23 protein-coding genes, 2 tRNA genes and 1 pseudogene are annotated in these 21958 nt (G+C 57.3%); 2 read left to right on the top strand and 24 right to left on the bottom strand.

The window, feature by feature from the left end; translation table 11 throughout:
* Positions 1-12: 12 nt before the first annotated feature.
* The 9 genes from DW088_RS10915 to DW088_RS10875 all read right to left on the bottom strand — a co-directional run bounded on the left by DW088_RS10915 (position 13) and on the right by DW088_RS10875 (position 7482).
* Positions 13-285, bottom strand: a complete 273-nt coding sequence (locus DW088_RS10915; RefSeq protein WP_118360732.1) for a hypothetical protein — start codon at positions 283-285, stop codon at positions 13-15.
* Positions 286-377: 92 nt separating this feature from the next.
* Entirely contained in the window at positions 378-1199 is an 822-nt protein-coding gene (locus DW088_RS10910) for a PTS system mannose/fructose/sorbose family transporter subunit IID (protein WP_118360731.1), read from the bottom strand.
* 2 nt (positions 1200-1201) lie between these two features.
* Positions 1202-2059: a PTS mannose/fructose/sorbose/N-acetylgalactosamine transporter subunit IIC gene (locus DW088_RS10905; RefSeq protein ID WP_118360730.1), complete on the bottom strand. Its 858-nt coding sequence runs from the start codon at positions 2057-2059 to the stop codon at positions 1202-1204.
* A gap of 40 nt (positions 2060-2099) precedes the next feature.
* Positions 2100-2594: a PTS system mannose/fructose/N-acetylgalactosamine-transporter subunit IIB gene (locus tag DW088_RS10900; RefSeq protein WP_117489526.1), complete on the bottom strand. Its 495-nt coding sequence runs from the start codon at positions 2592-2594 to the stop codon at positions 2100-2102.
* 38 nt (positions 2595-2632) lie between these two features.
* Positions 2633-3058 (bottom strand): PTS sugar transporter subunit IIA, encoded by a 426-nt coding sequence (locus tag DW088_RS10895; protein WP_118360729.1) that lies wholly within the window; start codon positions 3056-3058, stop codon positions 2633-2635.
* A gap of 201 nt (positions 3059-3259) precedes the next feature.
* Positions 3260-4567, bottom strand: a complete 1308-nt coding sequence (locus DW088_RS10890; RefSeq protein WP_118360728.1) for an extracellular solute-binding protein — start codon at positions 4565-4567, stop codon at positions 3260-3262.
* Positions 4564-5241 carry a response regulator transcription factor gene (locus DW088_RS10885; protein WP_118360727.1) on the bottom strand — a complete coding sequence of 226 codons (678 nt, stop codon included), beginning with the start codon at positions 5239-5241 and terminating at the stop codon, positions 4564-4566. Before DW088_RS10885 ends, DW088_RS10890 begins: the two co-directional genes overlap by 4 nt.
* Complete coding sequence (locus tag DW088_RS16345) at positions 5234-6526, bottom strand: sensor histidine kinase (protein ID WP_243029886.1); 1293 nt, start codon at positions 6524-6526, stop codon at positions 5234-5236. The genes DW088_RS10885 and DW088_RS16345 overlap by 8 nt, the downstream gene beginning before the upstream one ends.
* An 11-nt stretch (positions 6527-6537) precedes the next feature.
* On the bottom strand, positions 6538-7482 hold the full coding sequence (locus DW088_RS10875; RefSeq protein ID WP_243029885.1) for a sugar ABC transporter substrate-binding protein: 945 nt from the start codon (positions 7480-7482) through the stop codon (positions 6538-6540).
* A gap of 295 nt (positions 7483-7777) precedes the next feature.
* Between DW088_RS10875 and DW088_RS15670 the strand changes: the two genes are divergently transcribed.
* Entirely contained in the window at positions 7778-8056 is a 279-nt protein-coding gene (locus DW088_RS15670) for a hypothetical protein (protein ID WP_147356563.1), read from the top strand.
* A 106-nt stretch (positions 8057-8162) separates the two neighbouring features.
* Here DW088_RS15670 and DW088_RS10870 read toward each other — a convergent pair.
* From DW088_RS10870 to DW088_RS10860, 3 genes and pseudogenes are all read right to left on the bottom strand, one after another.
* Positions 8163-8840, bottom strand: a pseudogene (locus tag DW088_RS10870) (DNA/RNA non-specific endonuclease); the annotation flags it as partial.
* Complete coding sequence (locus tag DW088_RS10865) at positions 8828-9244, bottom strand: ribonuclease Z (protein WP_118360724.1); 417 nt, start codon at positions 9242-9244, stop codon at positions 8828-8830. The gene DW088_RS10865 and the pseudogene DW088_RS10870, both read right to left, overlap by 13 nt.
* A gap of 12 nt (positions 9245-9256) precedes the next feature.
* Positions 9257-10453: a polysaccharide deacetylase family protein gene (locus DW088_RS10860; protein ID WP_118360723.1), complete on the bottom strand. Its 1197-nt coding sequence runs from the start codon at positions 10451-10453 to the stop codon at positions 9257-9259.
* Between the two features lie 146 nt (positions 10454-10599).
* Between DW088_RS10860 and DW088_RS10855 the strand changes: the two genes are divergently transcribed.
* A complete protein-coding gene (locus tag DW088_RS10855; RefSeq protein WP_118360722.1) occupies positions 10600-11667 on the top strand; it encodes a branched-chain amino acid aminotransferase in 1068 nt (355 codons plus the stop codon).
* A gap of 168 nt (positions 11668-11835) precedes the next feature.
* Here the strand turns inward: DW088_RS10855 and yfcE are convergent, their stop codons facing one another.
* The 12 genes from yfcE to DW088_RS10795 form a co-directional block, all read right to left on the bottom strand.
* Complete coding sequence (gene yfcE, locus DW088_RS10850) at positions 11836-12381, bottom strand: phosphodiesterase (RefSeq protein WP_118360721.1); 546 nt, start codon at positions 12379-12381, stop codon at positions 11836-11838.
* Between the two features lie 8 nt (positions 12382-12389).
* On the bottom strand, positions 12390-13499 hold the full coding sequence (gene mnmA / locus DW088_RS10845; RefSeq protein ID WP_118360720.1) for a tRNA 2-thiouridine(34) synthase MnmA: 1110 nt from the start codon (positions 13497-13499) through the stop codon (positions 12390-12392).
* Between the two features lie 95 nt (positions 13500-13594).
* Positions 13595-13671 (bottom strand) — tRNA-Pro (locus DW088_RS10840).
* Positions 13672-13698: 27 nt separating this feature from the next.
* Positions 13699-13775, bottom strand: a tRNA-Pro gene (locus DW088_RS10835).
* An 86-nt stretch (positions 13776-13861) separates the two neighbouring features.
* Complete coding sequence (locus tag DW088_RS10830) at positions 13862-14680, bottom strand: purine-nucleoside phosphorylase (RefSeq protein ID WP_118360719.1); 819 nt, start codon at positions 14678-14680, stop codon at positions 13862-13864.
* Between the two features lie 12 nt (positions 14681-14692).
* Complete coding sequence (locus DW088_RS10825) at positions 14693-15979, bottom strand: amidohydrolase (RefSeq protein WP_118360718.1); 1287 nt, start codon at positions 15977-15979, stop codon at positions 14693-14695.
* 18 nt (positions 15980-15997) lie between these two features.
* On the bottom strand, positions 15998-16489 hold the full coding sequence (locus DW088_RS10820; RefSeq protein ID WP_117492218.1) for a GNAT family N-acetyltransferase: 492 nt from the start codon (positions 16487-16489) through the stop codon (positions 15998-16000).
* 549 nt (positions 16490-17038) lie between these two features.
* Complete coding sequence (sigE, locus tag DW088_RS10815; protein WP_118360717.1) at positions 17039-17743, bottom strand: RNA polymerase sporulation sigma factor SigE; 705 nt, start codon at positions 17741-17743, stop codon at positions 17039-17041.
* A gap of 13 nt (positions 17744-17756) precedes the next feature.
* Positions 17757-18581 (bottom strand): sigma-E processing peptidase SpoIIGA, encoded by an 825-nt coding sequence (locus DW088_RS10810; protein WP_118360716.1) that lies wholly within the window; start codon positions 18579-18581, stop codon positions 17757-17759.
* A gap of 283 nt (positions 18582-18864) precedes the next feature.
* Entirely contained in the window at positions 18865-19869 is a 1005-nt protein-coding gene (locus DW088_RS10805; RefSeq protein ID WP_118360715.1) for a M42 family metallopeptidase, read from the bottom strand.
* Positions 19866-20888: a M42 family metallopeptidase gene (locus DW088_RS10800; protein ID WP_118360714.1), complete on the bottom strand. Its 1023-nt coding sequence runs from the start codon at positions 20886-20888 to the stop codon at positions 19866-19868. The genes DW088_RS10805 and DW088_RS10800 overlap by 4 nt, the downstream gene beginning before the upstream one ends.
* Complete coding sequence (locus tag DW088_RS10795; RefSeq protein ID WP_118360713.1) at positions 20885-21922, bottom strand: M42 family metallopeptidase; 1038 nt, start codon at positions 21920-21922, stop codon at positions 20885-20887. The genes DW088_RS10800 and DW088_RS10795 overlap by 4 nt, the downstream gene beginning before the upstream one ends.
* Positions 21923-21958 lie beyond the last annotated feature (36 nt).

Raw genomic sequence — 21958 nt, 5'->3', positions numbered from 1 at the left:
GCATTTCTTCCTTTATGACTGCTCTGCCGCCGACAAAATGTTGGCGACATTGCGGTTTCCGTTGCGGATGCCCAGTCCGATCACAGCCGCGCAGACCGCGCACACCAGCGCGATAATTACGCCGCATACGCCGCCCGCAAAGCGCAATCCGCTGCCCGCGATGCCCCACCATGCCAGCACCGCCGCGCAGGAGGAGAGCAGCATAGCGATTCGCTTCCAGAGGGAAAGCTGCCGAAGGGCCTGCTGCTGCTGTCTGGCCTCGTGCAGTAATGCGGTCTTGTTCATTGAGAAAACTCCTTTCCTGTCCGGCGGCCGCTTAACGATTTCGTTCAGCGGCCAGAGGGGTGAAAGTGTGATATAGTCTGAGTGAAACGATTTTAGTATGCGAGCTGCGGATCAAAGAATCCAACCAGCACGCCGACCAGCGCAATGCCGACCAGCACGAGCATAACGGTCGTCGGTGCCATTTTCTTCTTACTCATCAGCCAATAACAGAGCATAACGGTAGCCAGCGGCAGCATCTTGGGGAATATGGTATCCAGCACATCCTTTTGGAGAGAAATATCACCGGGCAGGACAAGCGGCGTTGTAATCGAAATCCAGCTTGCGGCGACTGCGCCGATAACGACCGTGCCGAGCATGATGATGCTCTCGCGGATGGCGTTCGCCTTTTCGCCGACGATCATTTCAACCGCCTTGCCGCCGAGCTCATAGCCCTTGAAATACAGCAGGCGCATGCCGAGCGTCAGAATGACATTGTACGCGATGATGTAGAAGATCGCGCCGAGCGGAGAACCGCCAGAGGATAAACCGAGCGCAACGCCCAGCAGAATCGGAATCAGTGTGCCAACCAGCAGGCTGTCACCGATACCGGCCACCGGTCCCATCAGACCGGCGCGAATGCCGTTGATCATCTCACCGTCGATGTCCTCGCCGTTGGCCTTGGCTTCTTCCAGACCGGCGGTCATGCCGACGATGACGATGCCCAGCTGCGGCTCGGTGTTGAAGAATGCGGAATACGTCTTGAGGGCTTCGGTCTGCTCCTCCTTGGTGTCGTACAGCTCCTCTACCAGCGGCAGCATGGCGCACAGGTAGCCGAAGGTCTGCATATGCTCCTGCGAAAAGCAGGTCAGATGGCCGTAAAACCAGTTGCGGAACGATTTGTTCAGCGCTTTCTTGGAAAGTTTCTTTTCTGCCATGATCAAATCTCCTCCTCATCGTCGTCAAATTCCGCTGCGGCAGCAGATGCAGCTGCGGGAGCGGCTTTCTGCAAAGCAAGGATCTTGATGCGGTAGTTGATGACCGCAAAGAAACCGCCGACGATAGATGCCGCGATCAGGTTAAGGCCCATGCACGCGGCCAGCGTGAAGCCGAATACGAATACCAGAATATCAACCGGCTTGGTCGCAACCTGCTTGAGCAGGATGGCGATACCGACTGCCGGAAGCAGCGAGCCGACGGTGAACAGTGTTTTCATTGCAACGCCGTCCATTGGCAGGTAGGCCTTCATCAGATCTACCATGCTGGTGCCGACCTTGGTGATGATAAACGTCGGAATAAACGAGCACAGGATGTGGGAAATCCACGGGAGACCCATATCGACCACATACAGCTTGCGCAGATCACCCTTTTCCAGAGCGCGCCAGCCCATATGCTGCCAAACGAGGTTTACGGTAGCTGTTCCGTAAAACAGCACGGTGCCGATGGTGCCGACAGCCGAACCGAGCGTTACCGCCATTGCCTGTCCCTCAGCGGATGCGGGATTGAGACCCATGGAATGCACGGCAACCATGGAAAGCGGAATGCCGATGTAAGAGATCGCGCGAACGTCAGCGGAAACCGTGCCGCCCGGCGTTACCAGTGCGATGTATACGACCTGAATGGCCGCGCCGAGATAAATGCCCGTCTGTACGTCACCCATGATGAGGCCGACGATCAGACCCGCTACCAGCGGACGGCCCAGCGTGTAGTTGCCGAGCACCGTACCGCCCAGACCGGGCATGGATGCCAGACATGCGAGCAATCCGAACAATGCAGCCTGCCAAACTTGAACTTGCATAAGTTCTCCCTCTTTTCTTTTTTATTTTGTGAAATAGAATTTAGTAGCCGAACTGACCGCGGAACTTCTTCCAGTTGCCGATGGCGGCCTCCTTGATGAGCGCGAACTCTACTTCGTAGCCCTTCTGCATAATGGCCTCGAGTGCGTCCGCCTCCGGCTGGGTGATCGCCTGATTGTTGCCCAGCTTGGTCGCGCCCGGGCGGTCGTTGCACGGTCCGATGATAACCGTCTTTACCTCACCGGGATCAAAGCCGTCGTCCACGAGGATGCTCTTCATCGTGATCGGGTCCTTGGTGATGAGGAAGTAGCGATCCTTGCTGGCGAGCACCTTGCCGCACTTGGCGCGCCACTCGTCGAGCGTCCACACGAAGGTCTTTTTGTCGCTGGCGTTCTTGTACGCCGCCTTGAGCACCGGCGTGGTAGCCGCCTTGTCGTTTACGGCAATAAGGCCGTCGCACGGATACTCGAGCGCCCAGCGCGTGCAGGTCTGACCGTGGATCATACGATCGTCAACACGAATGAAAGAGATTGACATAACTTTTTCCTCCTTAATACTGCTCTTTACTATTTTTATTAAATATCGTCGTCTTCATCGCCGCCGAGGTCAAACCGCTTGATCTGGTCCTTGGCCTCGCCGGTCAGCTCCTGTTCCAGCTCATCGAGCGGTGTCTCCGCATCCGCGAAGGCCGCCGTCAGTACGAGCGGCAGGTTCATGCCGCCGATGGCAAGCGTTTTGCCCAGCAGACCCTTTTCGGTGAGCACATCGAGTGCAGTTGTCAGCGGCGAGCCGCCAATGATGTCCGCCGTGAGGATGATCTCGTCCTCTGCGGTAATGTCCTTAACCAGCTCTGCGAAGTTGCCACGGAAGGTGTCAACGTCCATGCCGTCGAGCAGGCTGGTCGAGCGGATGTCCTCGCGATCGCTGCCTGCCATCATGCCGAGTGCGTTGTGCAGACCCGGTGCAAAGGTGCCGTGACTGACCAAAATCAGATATCTCATTTTCCGTTCCCTCTTTCCTGTTTGTTGAGCATAGTATACCGGATTTGAGGGAGCGTGAAATCTGTATTTTGTCATGACCCTCGTGTGATAATCGTCCTGTTTTTCTATGACAAATGTCATGCTGATTATCAAAATATGCAAATAAAATACGCTCTGTCTGTGCGTGTTGCACAAACAGAGCGCGTATCGCGTTCGATATCGTCAGTTTTTCTGTAGATATTCCTGCACTTCGTGCTGTACTCTTTGCAGCTGGAGTGACAAATTATGCTCATCCTCCATCGCGGTCTGTACCAGCCCTTCGGTCAACAGCAGCGCCTGATCGTAATTACGGAACCGCGGCGCCGCCACCGCCTGCTCCATGACATCCGACAGCATTTCCACGCCGGACCGGCTTTCGCCTGGTGTGTCCTGCCGGAGAATTTGACGGGTTTTTTCCGAGTCAGTCACGCTCCGCAACGCGGACACGCTGTGCGAATCCGTAAACAGCATGGACTGATTGTCCGCATTGGCGGTCAGCTCGCGCAGAAACTGCCACGCGAGCGTTGTATGTGCCGAGCGGCTGCTGATGCCGGCCAGCACGGTGCTCAGCTCCGAGCTGTTGCTGCCCGCCGGACCGTGCGGCATCGGAATGCAGTCCCACGAGAAATCCGAGTAGCGCTTGATGCGCCACGGATACGGCTGATATGTCCGGTAATCCGAGAACAGGAACGGCCGGAACGCCACCCTGCCCTCGTCAAAGTCCCGCGCAGAAGGCGCGGTCTCTGCGGTGAGCTTGTCCAGCCGCTGTGCAAACGCCACCGCCTGCACGGCTCTCGGCAGAGAGATCAGACAGCTGCTGCCGCCCTCAGTGAACAGCGATGTGCCGTTCGCGATCAGCGCATCCTGCCAGGTATATCCATAGCAGCCAAACTGATCGATTTCGCCGTCACTATCCGTGTCGTGCGTGACCTTGGCGCAGATGTTGTAAAAATCCTCCCACGTCCAGTCACCGGACGGCACAGCAATGCCTTCGCTTTCGAGCAGCGTCTTGTTGACGCACATCAGCGTCGGTACGCACTCATACGGCAGCGCGTACTGCACGCCGTTCTCCGCGCCGCTCTGCAGCGCCGCCGGATAGAAATCCGTGTCGGACACCGCCTCATCCTGCGCAAGATAGCCGTCCAGCGGCGCGAGTGCACCGAGTTCGCACAGCTCACCGAAATCCTCCGGCAGCACGAGGAACACATCCGGCTCACTGCCGAGCAGGTACTGGTCGATAAGCCATTCCGAGTAATCCCGTTTGAGGATGCCGCTTGTGTAGGTGACGTGCACATTTGGGTGCTCCCGCTCGAACCGCTCGATCGCCGCGTCGATGACGGCATAGCAGTTTCCGTTCGGCGCGTCCCAGTAGCTTCCTGCCATAAAGCCGAGCCGCAGCTCGACCGAACGTGTGCGGCTGTACACGGTCGCAGTCAGGCACACCGCCGTGAGCAGGATAGCCGCCGTCAGACGCTTCGTCAGCCCCTTCACTGCGGACCTCCGAACGGCCGTCCGGCTACGCCGGTCTGCACCGCCCAGATGGCAAGCTGCGTGCGGTCGCGCAGCTCGAGCTTACTCAGGATGCTGCTCAGATAGTTTCGCACCGTGCCTTCGGACAGACACAGCGCCGCCGCAATCTCCTTGTTGGACAGTCCCGCGCCCACCTCGCGGATGATGCGCCACTCATTGTCCTGCAAATCCTCGGTCTGCTTTTCGTCCACGCCGATGGTGAGGTTGCCCTTGGCCATGCGCGCGAACATCTGCAAGGCTTTGCTTGCCACGTCCGGCGCGATAATGGAGCCGCCGCGCACGACCTCGCGCACCGCATTGGTCAAATCCGCGACAGATACGCCCTTGAGCAGATATCCGGACGCGCCGAACCGCAGAGCGTTGAACACATACTCGTCATCGTCGAACGTGGTCAGCACAATCACCTTGATATTCGGATGCGCCGACTTGATCAGCCGCGTACACTCTACGCCGTCCACCTCGGGCATGCGGATGTCCATCAGCACAACATCCGGCTTTTCGCTGCGCACCAGTTCGATGGCCTCACGGCCGTTTTTCGCCATGCCGACAATGGTAATATCGCTCTGTGCGTTCAAAACAAAGCCTAAACTTTCCCGAATCAGCTCCTGATCGTCTGCCAGCAGCACTTTAATCATATACATCACCCCATCTTAACGGAATTTCCGCGTGCAGCTCAAATCCGTTTTCACTCTTCACCTTTAACGTGCCATTTAACAGCTTAAGCCGCTCGCGCATGTGCCGCAGACCAAATCCCGGCTCAATTTTCGTGCAGCCGCAGCCGTTGTCCGTTACCGTTATGCCAAGCCGACGCTCCTCCGCTGCAATGCGCACACGCACCGCGGTTGCGTGTCCGTGCCGGATAGCATTCGTGATGCTCTCCTGCACGATGCGGTACACCGCGTCCTCCTCGTCCGGCGACAGCCGCAGATCCTCAGCCTGCAGATCGAGCATAATCTCCGCCTGCGAAGTCGCCTGCATTTCGGTGCACAGCTTCGCTATCGCATCTGTTAATTGCATGCGCTCAAGTGCATCCGGCCGCAGTGCCCGCACCGAACGGCGCACCTCATTCATGCCCTCACGAGCGGTAGCCGCAATGCGTTCCATCTGCTTTTTCGCCATCTCGGGCGAGATTTCCAGCATTTGCAGACATGCGTCCGCACCGGCGGTAATGCCGGTCAGCGCGTGGCCGAGCGTGTCGTGAATCTCGCGGGCAAGGCGGTTGCGCTCGCGCGTTTCGGCCATGCGTTCACTCTCGGCGGCGTAAGCCTTGAGCTGCTCGTTCATAACCGAAAGCCGATCGTTCGCCTGTTCCAGTTCGCCGTTGAGACGGCGTATTGCCGAATTTTCCTCGGTCCTCTGCCCGATGAGCACCACCATGTACACCACGAACAGGATAAGGTGCAGTGCGCCCAGCAAATCCACCGTGCTCTGCAAAAGCTGCCGCGTGTGCATGTCAAAATACAGCAGATATTCCGAAAACGGAACCGTGTGCAGCGCTCCCTGCAGGGCACCCAAACCGGTCAGCAGAAACAGCGCCGTCATGACGCCGAGAAACCGGCGGCGCGTTCTGCCGTGCAGGCCGTCGATCAAATCCACGACCACATACAGCAGCAGGCCGTTGTAGGCCAGATGCAGCGCAAAAATCACGCATAATGCGAACAGCGGCTCGGTCCAGCCGATGAAATTCTGTCCGCGCCGGCGCAGCACACCGGCCAGAATGAGCGCCGCCATGCCGAGCACGGCGATAACCAGCGTCCACGGTTTAGCCGGCAGCGCGCTCAAATTCTGTGCAAACGCTACGCCGTCCGACTGCCGCGCCGCCAGTACCGGCGTCATGCCGAACACCCACACAAGGAATGCGCCCACGGTCACGTTCAGCAGCAGCATGATGCGGCGGAAAAACTGCAAACTCTGTACCATACCGTCCCCTCCTACTGCCAGCCGTCCATGTCGTAGCCGTTTACGTTGTCCTTCGTTATCAGTTCGACCGGAACCGTAATCTCTTTTTCGTAGTCCTCGCCGTTCAGAATCGCGTAGACCGTCTGCGCGGTAATCTGCCCCAGCCGAATGGGGGACTGGGCCGCTGTCGCCGTCATAGCACCCTCGCTGATCATGCTTTTCGCTTCGGGAGCACCATCCACGCCGTAAACCGCCGTATCCTGCAGCATGCCATGCTCCTGCAGAGCCGCCATCGCGCCGAGTGCGCTCGGGTCGTTAAGTGACATCACGGCGTCCGGCACAATGCCCTGTTCAAGCAGCTTGTCCATCTCCGGCATGGCGACTTCAAGCTGACCGGCGCTGTCCGCGCGACCGATGATTTGATAGTTGACGTCGGATGCCAGCGTATCGCAAAAGCCCTGGATACGGTCTCGGCCGGACTTGGTAGATGCGTGCTCAAGCAGCACGACCTTCGCGGAATCACGCGTGTTCATCAGGTGCTCCGCGCAGAGCACACCCGCACCGTAGTTGTCGGACGCGATCGTGCACGCTACCAAATCCGGGTTGCTGACCTGCGAGTCGATAACCACGACCGGTACGCCCGCCTTCTGTGCCTCCTGCAGTGCCGGCTCGATCTCACGATAGTCCACCGGATTGAGCACCAGCAGGTCGATATCTTCATGCAGCAGATCGCGTATCTCCCCGTTCTGCCGCTCCTGATCGAGCGCCGGATCACGCGTCAGCAGAATATCGCCGCGGCTTTCGATCACCAACCGCAGTTCCTCGTCAATGACGCTGTAAAACGGGTTGTTCATCGTCATGTACGTCGTGCCAATGCGGAGCGGCTCGTCCGCCTGCGATACGGCCTGATGCGTCACGGCGGCAAGTCCGGCCGCCAACAGCAGCGCCGCTGCCGCAAGGATTGGTCTTGTGCGCAACGGTATCCCGCCTTTCCCCTTAGTAGTTGATACCATTATAGCATAAATTTTTCCGGTGAAAAAGACGGATGTGATGGGTTTCTTACGGCTTTGCTGCTCTATTGGTCAATCGCTTGATTTTCCCGGCCCATCTTGACAAATCCGTACTTTTACCGTACGATAAGCGCAGAAATTATCCTGAAAATCACATCCTTTCGTTTGACGAGATACACATCTCACAGGCGCAGGTATCCCGTTTGGAGAAGGGCGCACTGGAGCATATCCGCAAGCAAATTTAACAAATGGAGGATGGAGAATGAAAGAAACTGCCCAAAGGGCGGTTACAGCTTGTCGAAAAGTCAGATTTCTATTTTGTGCTTCGTGCGACAGCACGCATAAAATAGAATTTGCGCAGCAAATTCATAAAAACCGGGGGCGTGTACCTCGGCTTTTATACAAGGGAAGAAAAAATGTGTCCGGAGGACGCGGGTTTTCTTCAGCATTCGATCGAAAGCGTGGTTTCGATCGAGAGGCTGCTCGAAAAACGATAGTTTTTCGACAGCCTCAAACCGCCCAAAGGGCGGTTATTGAATAAACGCGCTTTGCGCGTTACCGAAATTCTCAATTTTCAATTCTCCATTCTCAATGAAAGAAAAAACAGCAAGTCCAACTGAACTTGCTGTTTTTCTTTACGCTGCCTGACTTTCGCCGGTGGCATAATCAATTTCCACGCCTGGCTGGACGTTATAGCAGTACACGTTGAAGCAAATGCCTTCGCCGTCGTCCTCGACCGACCATGCCTCCATCTGCACGCCCGAGGCAACAAGATTGCTGCCCTCAAACACCGGCGTAACCCGATAGAGCACATGGTTGCCGGTTTCCTTCACATAGTCAGCGACCATATTCTCAAACGGCAGCATACCCTCAATATTGAGGTATCGCGTGCCGGTGATCAGATTCTGCTTGTTGGCATTCTCAGCTGTAAGCTGCCAGCCGATCAGGTGACAGCGGTTATACAGGTATTTGCCGTCCACACAGTCATACTTGACGGTATGCCATCCGGTTGGCTTGACCTGACCGATCGAACCGCGTTTTTCTCCATCTGCGGGCATCAGATCCTGTCCGACATTGGCGTATGCCGTGCCGCACCGTCCGAGATAATCCAAATCCGAATATTCCTCAAACGCTTCGGTCTCCTGCTTGTCTGCGTCGGTGAAGAATGGCTGGTTGCCGTCGATCTCGACATAAGCAGAATCCGAGTAGGCGGGCAGCTCGTCCATCGAAACCATACTGCTCGACGGCATGGGCAGTGCACAGCCGGAAAGCAGCAGGCTGAGCACGAATACAATCGGCGCAAACGCGCGGGTCAATTTTCGCATTTAACAAATACTTCCTCTGTTATTTTTTCATGCGAGGAACCGGCAAATTCGGTCTCGCTCTGCTTTGTCCATCCGGTTTCCGGCAGGGTGAAATACCGGTCAGCGGGATAGACACGATTCCAGTGATATAATATCACCTGCTGTACCCTGTTTAAGTAGGGTGCAGGATCGTGCACCTCAGCGAAGCAGTAATCGTCCTCTGCCGCCCGCTCGAGGCAATCCTCAGCGATACAAAGCCGTACTGCCGTATCCGCTCCGAACAGCTTTGCGGTGTACGGACTTATCCACAGCCTGTGCATACCGCAGTGCATAAGAATGCGCTCATTCAGCACACGATCGCGGCTCTGGCGGCGATGGTTAAAGGCCAGGCCGCCTTTATCATCCACACATAAGATCAGCTTCATAGAGTCCTCCCTTCATCGGGTATCGGATGCACTGTTGACCGGCGTAACGCTGTATGTAATGCGTCCTGCCGAAATACCCTGCCGTCCGATATACGAGCACAGTGCTTCGGTCAGCCTCGGGGTTGCCTTGCTGTGGTGCAGCCGCACGACTACCACGCCGGACGTGGAGGCGAAATACTGTACGGTCTGCGTATACGCTTCCGCCGCATTTTTCTCGACATCGCCGCTGTCCAGACCGGCATCCCACAGGCGGTAGCCTGCACCGATGAGCACGCTGCGCTGTGCTTCGGTGAGTGCGTCGCTGCCGCTCTGGTTGGCGGCTATGCGGGCTGCCACACCGGTCAGCAGTGTCAGGCGCTCGTTCGCAGCGGCAAGGTCGGCCAGCATGTCTGCTCCTGTGGTTTTGCTGTCCGCCTGCAGCAGAAAGGCTACCGTATGTCCCTCCGCTGCGATTCGGCGAACCAGATCATCGTCCCATTCGGAGGTATCCGTCGGCAGGAAAAACGCCGCCTGCCTGCCTGCGTCATGCAGATTGTCCAGAACAGCCGCCGTGTTTTCGTTCGGCGCGCCGTAATAGGCAAGATACACGCGGACCGGCTTCTTCGCCGGCTTTTCCTCTACCTTCGGTATTTCGATGGTATCGTTGTCCACCGGCTTTGCCGGTGCCGGATTGGTATTCGTGTTATTGCTGCGGTCCGACCCGGAAGTGCTGCCCTTGTAGTTGTCGATCGTGTTTTCAATCACCCTGGTATGCGCTGCAATAAACGCCGAATCGCTCTGTGCCGAACCGTCCGCGACACGCAGCACATTTTCCCCCTGCAGGGTCAGTGAAGAATAGGTAAAGCCAAACTTCGCACAGCACAGCTTGACCGGCACATAAACCGTTCCGTTCATCTCATACGCGGGTGTGGAATAGCTGTTCAGATTCTGATCGTACACATAGCCTTCCGCAGTCGAAAAGCTGAGCGTTTCGCCGTTTGCGGAAAGATCGAGCACGCCGTCATTCTCCGAGGCAGACACACCGAGCGTGGTAAACACACTGTACGGCACATAGGTTTCGCCGCCGAGACGTGCAGGCATGGTGCTCTCGTCGAGCGGCAGGATGGAGTCGTTTACCGCTGTCAGCGTCACCGCATGCGCCGGTGCAGGCAGAAACGTCAGCAGCAGCGCGGCACACAGCACACAGCTGATGATTTTTTTGATACGCACTCACTCCTTTCAGCAATTCGTACGAACATATTATACCAAAGCACAGCGGGTTTGTCACCCTTTCTGCCGAAAAACACCTTGCGTTGTGAGAATCGAGTGCTATAATAAAAGAGTACAAATTCTTATAAAGAAAGAGTGAATCAACCATGCTGCAGATCACAACACAGCGCACCACTACTCCTAAGGCAAAGCCGGACGAAAGCAGCCTCGGCTTTGGTGTTCATTATACCGATCACATGCTGATCATTGATCACGATGAGGAACAGGGCTGGCACGATGCCCGCATCGTACCGTATCAGCCGCTTGAGCTTGATCCGGCAGCGATGGTTTTCCATTACGCAATGGAGTCCTTTGAGGGTCTGAAGGCTTACCGCACCCCGGACGGCTCCATTCAGCTGTTCCGCCCGGACAAGAATGCACAGCGCATGATCAACACCAACCATCGTATGTGCCTGCCGAGCCTGCCGGTAGAGGATTTCGTTCAGGCTGTCAAGGCCATTGTTTCCTTCGATCAGGACTGGGTTCCGCACGCTGAGGGCACCAGCCTGTACATCCGTCCGTTTGTCATCGCTACCGAGCCGCATCTGGGCGTTCGCACCTCCCGCACTCACAAGTTCATCATCGTATGCTCTCCGGTCGGCGCTTACTACTCCACCGGCATCAATCCGGTTAAGATCTTCGTCGAGGATGAGTATACCCGTGCCTGCCCGGGCGGCACCGGCTTCACCAAGTGCGGCGGCAACTACGCTGCATCCCTGATCTCTCAGGTAAAGGCACACGAGCTGGGCTACGAGCAGACCCTGTGGCTGGACGGCGTTGAGCACAAGTACGTTGAGGAAGTCGGCTCCATGAACTGCTTCTTCAAGATCGACGGCACCGTTTACACCGCTCCGACCGTCGGCACCGTTCTGCCGGGCGTTACCCGTATGAGCTGCATCGAGCTGCTCAAGCACTGGGGCATTCCGGTATCCGAGGAGCGCCTGCCGATCGCTGACGTTATGAAGGCTTCCCACGACGGCAAGCTGGAAGAGGTATTCGGCACCGGTACCGCTGCTGTTATCTCTCCGGTTGGCGAGCTGCGCTATGAGGGCGATGTTGCTTACATCAACAACGGTGAGATCGGCGAAGTTACCCATAAGCTGTACAACACCCTGACCGGCATCCAGTGGGGCAAGCTGCCGGATGAGCTGGGCTGGACTGTAAAAATCGACTGATTTCGATAAAAAGGCAAAGCCTTTTCATCGAGAGGGACGTACCGAGCCACAGGCTCGGATACGTCCTTACGGGATTCTGTACGAAATCCCGCCATGCGGACGCGGTTTGCAAGCAAACCGACATTCAATAAAAAAGAGGCTGACAGCTGTGAACTGTCAGCCTCTTTTTTACAATGCAAGCGTGTGATATGGTTCACCGCTCAGCGTTTTCCATGTAAAAACGCCGTTTTCGAGTGTCATATAGCCATGTGCGGTATCATTTTTCGGGATGGACACTGAACCCGGGTTCAGATACAGGTTTTCCCTGCCAAACGGCTCCCATGCCGGAATATGCGTATGTCCGTGCAGCAGCACATCGCCCTGACACAACGGAGGCGGTGTTTTCGTGTTGAATTGATGTCCGTGCGTGACATACACCAGCCGCTCCCCTGCCGGCAGGACGGCATAGTCCGCGAGGATCGGGAACGCGAGTACCATCTGGTCCACCTCGGTGTCACAGTTGCCGCGCACACATAGGATTATATCCGCCATGCCGTTCAGCATGGCAATCACCTTCTTTGGCGCATAATCGCGCGGCAGATCGTTTCTCGGACCGTGGTAAAGAATATCGCCGAGCAGCAGCAGACGCGCAGCCTGCTCGCGCTCGAACGCCTGCAACAGCTGTTCGCAGTAGTACGCCGAACCGTGAATATCGGATGCAATGAGAAATTTCATGCCGCGCCTCACCTGCCTGCCTGTCCCGGCACATCCACGATGGTGCCGCCGCCGACAACTACATCGCCGTCGTACAGCACCGCCGCCTGACCGATCGCTGCGGCTCTTTGCGGCTCATCAAACACCAGCTTGACACGGCCGTCCTCCATCGGAGAAACCGTCACCGGCTGCTCCGCATGGCGGTAGCGAATCTTCGCCTTGATGTGGATCGGCTCGGTCAGCTCCGGAATCGAAATCCAGTTCATGTCATCTACGATCACAGTGTCCGAGAACAGCGCTGCCTCCGGTCCGACCGAAACCGTGTTCTTCTCCATATCCTTGCCGCAGACGTACACCGGCTCTCCCATCGCAAGACCGAGGCCGCGTCTCTGGCCGACGGTATAGCGGACAGCACCCTTGTGCTTTCCCACCGGCTTGCCGTCTAAATCGAGGAAATCGCCTGCCGGATAGTGCTTGCCCGTGTACTGCTCCATGAACTTGACGTAATCGCCGTCCGGCACAAAGCAAATATCCTGGCTGTCGTGCTTGCGTGCGTTGCAGAAGCTGAGCTGCTCCGCCAGCTCGCGGATCTCCGTCTTGTTGCGGTCGCCCAGAGGAAATTTGGTGTGCGCAAGCTGCCGCTGTGTCATCGTGTACAGCACATAGCTCTGGTCCTTGCCCACGTCCACGCCCTTTTTGAGCAGCCAGCGACCGGTCTGTTCGTCCTGCTCAATGCGGGCATAGTGACCCGTGACAACATAATACAGGCCGTGCTGCTCGGCAAAATCCAGCAGCTTGTCGAACTTCATAAATCGGTTGCAGTCAATACAGGGATTGGGCGTGCCGCCTGCCTCATAAGTGCGGACAAACTTGCCGATGATCTTCTCCTGAAAATCCAGTGTAAAATCCAGTACCTCATACGGAATATCCAGCTGAAATGCAACCTCACTTGCGTCCTCGATATCCTTTTCCGAACAGCAGGTGCGGAAATTACATGCGCCGAGATCCTCGTTGCGGTACAGCCGCATGGTCGTGCCCATGCAGCGGAAGTCCGCCTGCCGCATCAGGTAAGCCGCGATCGAGCTGTCTACGCCGCCGCTCATCGCAATGAGTGCGGTCTTCTGTTCTGCGTTCTGCATCTGTGCCGTCCTCTCTTTCGATATATTAAGTGGTAAGTATAATTTTCATCAGATAGCAAAAAACTCCGAAAACCATGTGGTTTTCAGAGTTTTTGTGGTCGAGGTGACAGGATTTGAACCTGCGGCCTCTTCGTCCCGAACGAAGCGCTCTACCAAGCTGAGCCACACCTCGAAATATTGTTATTTGATTTGAAAAAAGTGGTCGAGGTGACAGGATTTGAACCTGCGGCCTCTTCGTCCCGAACGAAGCGCTCTACCAAGCTGAGCCACACCTCGAAATCAAGCTGCCAACGCTTTTCCGTGACAGCTTTATTAGTATATCGCAGAAATCGCTTTCTGTCAACACTTTTTTGAAATTTTCCTTAAATTTTCTCGAGCAGCTTTGCCACCAGACGGCGCAGCTCTGCGCCGCGGCGCTCGGCAGTCTCGTTGACCTCAGCGCCCGAGAGCGGCTGCATAAGCACGCCCGCCGCCATATTGGTGATCATGGCAATACCGACGAGCGGCAGACCGCAGTGCGCGGCCGCAATGACCTCGAACACGGTGGACATGCCGACCGCATCCGCGCCGAGCGTGCGGAACATGCGAATCTCCGCCGGTGTCTCAAACTGCGGGCCGTTTACGCCGCAGTATACACCCTGATGCAGCTTAAGACCGCAGTCCGCAGCGGCCTGCATGGCTTTTTCTTCCAGTTCGTGGCTGTACGCGAACGTCATATCCGGAAAACGAGTACCGAGTTCAGGATCGTTTTTGCCGGTCAGCGGACTTTTGCCGGTCATGTTGATGTGGTCAGTGATCAGCATAAAATCGCCCGCATGATAGCCGGTGTTGATGCCGCCGGAGGCATTCGTCACGACAAGCGCCTTCACACCCAACTCTTTCAGCACATAAACCGGATATGCCACCTCGTCCGGCGCATAACCCTCGTAGCCGTGCAGACGGCCCTGCATACAGATAACGCGGCGTCCGGCCAGCGTGCCGCATACCATGCGTCCTGCGTGGTCAGGTGCGGTGGAGACCTTGAAGTGCGGAATCTCGCCGTAAGGTACATACGTCGGGTTCTCCACCTCATCAGCCAGCGGGCCGATGCCCGAGCCGAGCACCAGTGCGATTTCGGGCACAAACGGCAGCTTTTCTTTAAGATATGCTGCAGATTCCGCTACATTTGCTTTTGTCAGCATAGGTCTCCCTCCTTACAGCCGGCGCAGGATAGCGTCCGTGCGCTTCTGCGTTTCCGCCTTTACCTTTTCAATGTCGATGGTCTTGAATTCACCATCGCGGTACAGCACCTCGCCGTCTACCATGGTCAGGCGAACGTCCGCGCCCTGAGCCGCATAGACCACGTTGCAGGCGGCGTCGGTCATCGGTGTAAACTGCGGTGTATCGGTGTCGATGACGCACAGGTCGGCCTTATATCCAACCGCCAGCTTGCCGCAGTCCGTGCGTCCCTGCGAAAGCGCACCGGCGCGCGTTGCCGTGTGCAGCACCTGTGCAGGCGTCAGCAGCGTAGAATCGTGATAGAAACCCTTGTAAACCACACCGAACAGGTAAATATCCTGCAGAATATTCAGGTTGTTGTTGGAGGCTGCGCCGTCTGTGCCGAGCGCGATATTGATGCCCTTCTCCAGCATTTTCGGGATGTTCGCGTAGCCGGATGCCAGCTTGAGATTACTTGCCGGACAGCAGGCGACCGAAACATTGTGCTTCTTGAGGATATCGAAATCCTCGTCCTCCAGCCAGACGCAGTGCGCCGCCGTGGTCGGAGAATCGAAAATGCCGTGCGCCTCCATATACGCCGCCGGCGTCAGGCCATGACGCTGCTTGCACTCCTCGTGCTCGGTCTGCGTCTCGGACAGGTGGATGTGGATACGCGCACCCGCGTCCTTCGCGTGAGCGGCTACCGCCTCGACCACCTTGGGTGTCGAGGTATACTCGCCGTGGATACACAGATCACCGATCAGACGGCCGCCCAGCTCGCCGTTCCACTCGTTCAGCAGGCGCAGATTGTCCTTGTAGGCGGCAAGGCTCTCGTAGTCGCTGTCGTCAAATACGGTCAGACCGCGGCTGAGGTTGCACTTGATGCCGCTCTCGCGTATCGCGGGCATCATGCCGTCGAAGAAGAAATACATATCCGAGAACGAAACCGTACCGCTCGCCAGCATTTCCGCGATGGAAAGCTGCGTGCCGTAGTACGCCGCTTCGTCATCGATCTTGTCCTCAAACGGAAATACCTTCTCGCCCAGCCAGCGCTGCAGTGGCAGATTCTCCGCGTAGCCGCGCAGCAGCGTCATCGGCGCGTGGCTGTGGACGTTGTAGAAGCCGCTCATCAGCAGACGGTGTCTGCCATCGTAGCGTTCGCCGTAGTCCTCCTGCGGCTCGGTGTCACCGATATAGGCGATCTTGCCGTCCTTCACGCCAACGTACTGCCCGCGTTTGAGCGCAAAATTCTCATCCAACAGATCAATGTTGCAAAAAAGCATTGTTTTCTCCTTTTCTCTTTACAGAACATGGTAATGCGGGATAATATCCTCGTATTCGCCATCCTTGTTCAAAAATCCGCCCGGAATCACACCAAGCTGTGTGAATCCCAGCCTTTTGTACAGCGCAAGCGCACCCGTGTTGCTCTTGACGACTGCGTTGAACTGCAGCACGCGGAATCCGCACGTTTTCCCCTGTTTCAGGCAGTGCGTAACGAGTTTTTCACCGATATGCTGTCCGCGCACGGTCTTTTTGACGGCGTAGCTAGCGTTGCAGATATGGCCGCAGCGGCCCACGTTATTCGGGTGCAGAATATACAGACCGACCAGCTCGCCGGTTGCCGCGTCGTACGCTACGCCGGTATAGGTCTGCTCAGTGAAAAAGGCATGACCGGTCACCTCGTCCAGCTTTTCCATCTGCGGAAAGGCTTTACCGTCCTCAACGACCTCGTTCCAAATTTCTGCTGCCTGTGCAGCATCACGCTGCTCGTACTGCCGAATTTCGATCTGCATGGTATCTCATCCCTTGGGTTTTCTCTTATTATAGCATAGTGCAGGAGAAAAGAAAACTGCTGCATCGGCTGCAAACCGAGGAAACGCGCTGACGCCGCGCGGGCGCATGTGCGCCCATTTCTCTACCTCTATGCAACGTCAGATACCTTACCGCTACACATGCGGGTTACTCTCCGCAAGCGCGGCATGCATGACAGTGTCGCGCAACTCGTTGGCCTGGAGAATATTCTGCACAGCATTTGTGAATTATCTGCGACTTGCCGAACGATACCCCATTGCGTTCTCTCCCCTCTCAACTTTTCACTCCTCACTCTTTCTTAAGGCAACACCGCACAATTAAAGCGGCGGCTCCTTGCGCAGGCTCCGGTCGCGCTGCCGCGGTGCTTTGCGGAAATTTTGTGTCCTGACTTTGGCTTCGGTTCCTTGCGCGAGTTCCGTCCGCGCTGCCGAAGTTTCACGGTAATACATCAAGTATTACCGCAAAACTGTGCCTCGTCAGTACGCAAAATTTACTCGCAAATCACTCTTGTTCAATTATGCGGTATTGCCTTAAAACGCCGAATACTTCAAAATATCTTTTCGCATTCGCGCGATAATCCGCTTTTCCAGCCTTGAAATATAGCTTTGCGAGATACCCAGCAAATCCGCGACCTCCTTCTGCGTCAGCGCCTTCGGCGTGCCGATGCCGAACCGCAGCGAGATGATCTGCCGCTCTCTCGGCGGCAGATGACCCAGTGCACGATGCAGCAGCATTTTGTCCACATCATCCTCGAGCGGCCGCATGACGCTGTCCGGCTCGGTGCCGAGAATATCACTCAGCAGCAGCTCGTTGCCATCCCAGTCCGAGGACAGCGGCTCGTCGATGGAAACCTCGCTCCGCCGTCCGGCAATCTTGCGCAGGTGCATGAGGATCTCGTTTTCGATACACCGCGATGCATATGTCGCCAGCTTGACGTTTTTGTCGCTCCGGTAGGTGCTCACCGCCTTGATGAGTCCGATCGTTCCAATAGAAATTAAATCTTCTGTTCCCACACCGCTCGACTCAAACTTGCGCGCCAGAAACACCACCAGCCGCAGATTGTGCTCGATAAGACAGTTGCGCGCCGCAACATCGCCCCCGCTGTTCGCCTCCACGGCAGCGGCCTCCTCCTCCGGAGACAACGGCGGCGGCAGAACATCGCTGCCGCCGATATAATGTACACCTTGCGCTCGAAACCGTCGTAAAATCGTCTTTAACCACTGCAGAAGCTTCATTTCACTCTCCCTTTCACACCCCGATAAGTCCCTCGTACGCGCCCTGTCCGATGGAGACCGCACCGACTGCACACACACAGTCGAGTGCCGCGCCGTCTGCTCTCAGCACGCTGTCCGGCCGGAAATACAGCAGCAGACCGCCATCCGTGCCGACCGCGTGAAACGGCAGCAGACCGCAGCGTGCAGCCAGATTTTCCGGCAGAGCCGCCAGCTGCGCGGACGCACTGCCGAACGGCAGTTTCGTGTCCAGCAGGCACTCGGCGGCCTTGCGCTCGAGCACCACGACCGGCTTTCCGGATACCGGTTCGATCAGGTCGTTGCCCGTGTCGTGCAGCACACGCACGGCGGTCTGCCGATTGCCGAACCGGATGGTCAGCGTTTCTGTTTCGCGGTGCAGCGCGCCGTGCTCCGCATCTCCGCACAGGAGTATCCCGCTTGCCGCATAGCCGACAGCTGCCGCCAGCACGAGCACCTGTATCGGCACCGCAAAGTAGTACCCGCACGAGAGCAGCAGCCTCCTGCCGCTTGCGGCACTCAGCGCCGCCGCCAGTCCTGCGAACGAGGCCGCGACCACGCCGTACAGTGCACACAGCCGCGCAAGGTGCCGCTCTCTGCCGAAAGCGACCATGCACAGGCCCAGTCCTGCAAGCAGGCGCAGCGGCGCGAGTGTCAGCACCGGCCAGACCGCACCCAGCACAGCATAGCCGCCGCCGAGTGCTGCTGAGAAAATCAGCCGCATTTTCCGCACCTGCACGCCGCCTAAGCGAGCTGCCGCAAGCAGTGTTGCACCATCCATCAGCGCGTTGACGGCAAACAGCACATCCAGATAGACGACCATACCTCACCTCCCGAACAAGATTCAGTATAGCACGGACAACGTGCACGTTTTGCCGAATAAAGAGCGTAAAATGCCCGAAGCCGCTCTACCATAAGGTAGAATGGCTTCAGGCAAAGAGTAGTATGTAAGTAAGATGTGGTCGAAATGAGAAAGGATATAAAAGAAAACAGCAAGAGTCCTGCACCTTTATCGGTATCAGCCCCCTTGCTGTGTCTTTATCATACTGCAAAATCGAAGATTTGTCACCTGTCGATTTTTACAAAATTCCTAGTAATTCTATCGGTTATTTTTGGAGTGCGTACTGTGCCAGCAACTTTGCTGCGTCCTCGACGTCGGAAACCGCACACAGCTCGCTCGGAGAATGGATATAGCGAGTCGGGATAGAGACCGCGCCTGCCTGCACGCCTGCGCGCGCCTTCTGCAGCGCTGACGTATCCGTGCCGCCGCACAGCAGGATTTCGCGCTGCGCGGATACACCGCAGTCCTTCGCCGCCTGCTCGAGCGCATCTACAACCGCCGGTGTGCAGATAACCGAGCGATCCATCACCTTGACTGCCGGTCCCTTGCCCAGCTCGACCGCCATCGCGGACTTCATCTCCGGCAGATCGCCGGTATCGGTCACATCCACCGCGATAGCCGCATCCGGCTCAACTGCGAACGCTGCCGCGCCTGCGCCGCGCAGGCCAACCTCCTCCTGTGCCGTAAACACGAAGTACAGATCGTTCTCGATTTCCTTGTCCACCAACTGCTCCATCATCAGCAGGAGTGTCACACAGCCGATGCGGTTGTCCAGATACGGGCCGCACAGCACGCCGTTCTGCTCGAACCGCGGTGCTTCGTACACGGCAAAATCGCCGATCTGCACCAGCTTGCGCGCTTCCTCGGCGTTTTTCGCACCGATGTCGATAAACAGATTATCCAGCGTCAAATCCTTGAGCGGCGTCTTTTCCTCGTACGAGATCACGCCGCGCGTGCCGTTGGCAAACTTCACCTGAATATTCAGCAGGTCACCGACATACAGGCCGCCGATCTGCGAAAAACGGATGAAGCCCTTGTCCTCAATATAGGTGGCAACCACGCCGATAGAGTCCATATGAGCGGCAAACAGCAGCTTTTTGCCGTTCTTTACGCCCTTTTTGCGACAAATAAGATTGCCGAGCGCGTCCGTTGTCACATCGTCGATATACGCGCCTGCAATCTCCGCGATGGTTTCGCGGACCGCATCCTCACGGCCGGAAGGGCCGAATGCACCCGCGACCGTGTTCCATAAATCAAAAATCTTGCTCATTCGTCGTTCCCTCCGAGTTCTTCCAGAAATGCGCGTGCGGCGGAAAGCACCGCTTCGCAGTCGGCTACTGCCGCCACCGAGGACGGCGAGTGAATATAGCGTACCGGAGCCGCGGCCACGCACACGCGCACGCCCGCACGGCTCTTGTGGATACGGCCTGCGTCCGTGCCGCCGGCTACGCGCGTTTTCGTCTGCCAGCGGATGCCGCGCTTGTCGCAGGCATTGCGCAGAAGTTCAAACAGCTCCGCATCGTAGATAGTCGCGCCATCCATGAACGGCAGAACAACACCGCCGCGTACGCGGCAAACGGCTTTGCCGCCTTCCACCTCTGCGAGATCAGCAGCTGTCGTACCCTCGAGCACCATTGCAAATCCCGGGTCGAGCGCATACGCCATGCTTGCCGCACCGCGCAGACCGACTTCCTCCTGCACAGTAAAGCAGAACCAGGTGTCGATCGGCGGCTCGTCCTCGATGAGCTTGAGGAGCGCAGCACAGCCGACGCGGTCATCAATCGCCTTGGCCTTGATAAGACCGTCGCCGAACTCGACAACCGCCGAGTCGAACACGCCGTAATCGCCAAGCGAAACCTTGTCCTCGGCTGCAGCTTTGCTCGCTGCACCGATGTCGATATACAAATCCTTGGTCTTGGGCATGGTGCGGCGCTCTGCTGCGGTCGTCAAATGAACTGCCTTGATGCCGATCACGCCCTGCACATCACCGAAGCGAACCGGTCGGCCGATGACAACACGCGGGTCCACGCCGCCGACAAAGCCGAACTTCAGCATGCCGTCGTCCGTAATCTGCTTGATGATAACGCCGACCTCATCCATGTGCGCGCACACAACGACCGGACGCTCGAGCGCCTTTTTGCCCTTTCGGAACACCATAATGTTGCCGATGGCATCCATCTTTATCTCGTCCGCGAACGGCTTTACCTTCTCGAGCACAAACTTGCGCACCGCATCCTCACAGCCGGACGGCCCCGGCAGTGCGCACAGCTGCTTCATCAGTTCGATCATGCGCCCACCTCCCCGTCAAATCCGCGCAGAAATTCCGCCATCAGGTCAGCAACCGCCTGCACATCAGACAGCTTCACAACCTCGACCGGCGTATGCATGTATTTTTCCGGAATGGACAGCAGACCCATTGCGATGCCGCGGCCGACGATCTGCATCGTCCACGCATTCGTGCCGGTGTTGCCCTCCATAATTTCAAGCGTATAGTCGATGTCGTTCGCCTTGGCGGTCTTGATGAGCGCCTTGGTAAAGCCGCGGTGCAGGTTCGGGCCCATGCCGACTGCCACGCCGCTGCCGAGGTCGAACACACCGTCCGACGGACCGTCCGGCGTTCTGCCGTGGGTCACGTCCACCGCGATGGCGTACTCCGGCTGAACCGTAAACGCGCCGGTCTGCGCACCCAGCTCGGTGACCTCCTCCTGCGTGCTGATGAGCACTGCGACATTGCACTTCAGCTTGTCCTTTGCCGCGTGCAGCTTCTCCATCGCCAGCAGGATGGCGGCAACGCCTGCGCGGTCGTCTAGGCACTTGCTGCAAAGCTGACCGCCAGCCAGCTTGATCGGCTGCTGCGCGAACACGATGGGCGTACCCACACGAATGCGGCTTTTGGCATCGAGCAGACCGGTGTCGATAGCCATCTGGTCGATGGGTACGGCCTTGTTCTGCTCACCTGCTTTGAGCAGGTGCGGCGGCATGCAGGATACCACGCCGTACAGCGGCTCGTCCGCGAGAATGGTCACCTCGCCGCCGAGCAGCATGCGCGGGTCCACACCGCCGACCGGCGCGAACCGCAGAAAGCCGCCGTCCAGCACCTCGGTGACGAGAAAGCCGATCTGGTCGAGGTGCGCGTCCAGAAGGACGGTTTTCGCGCCCTCTTTACCGCAGGACAAGCTGCCGATCACATTGCCGTTCTTATCCGCGTCCACGCTGTCGCAGTACGGTCGAAACAGCTCCGCGACGGCCTTTGCCGCCTGCATTTCAAAGCCGCTGACCGCCGGCAGCGCGCACAGCGTCCGCAGCGTTTGTTCTAACTGCAAGGAAATTCCTCCTTTTTCGTCTTTTGTCGTACAGGT

Origin of the sequence: Butyricicoccus sp. AM05-1 (assembly GCF_003474415.1) — a bacterium.
GTDB classification, from domain to species: domain Bacteria; phylum Bacillota; class Clostridia; order Oscillospirales; family Butyricicoccaceae; genus Agathobaculum; species Agathobaculum butyriciproducens.
The sequence above is the reverse complement of the archived record's forward strand: the minus strand, read 5'-3'. Positions and strand labels throughout refer to the sequence as shown.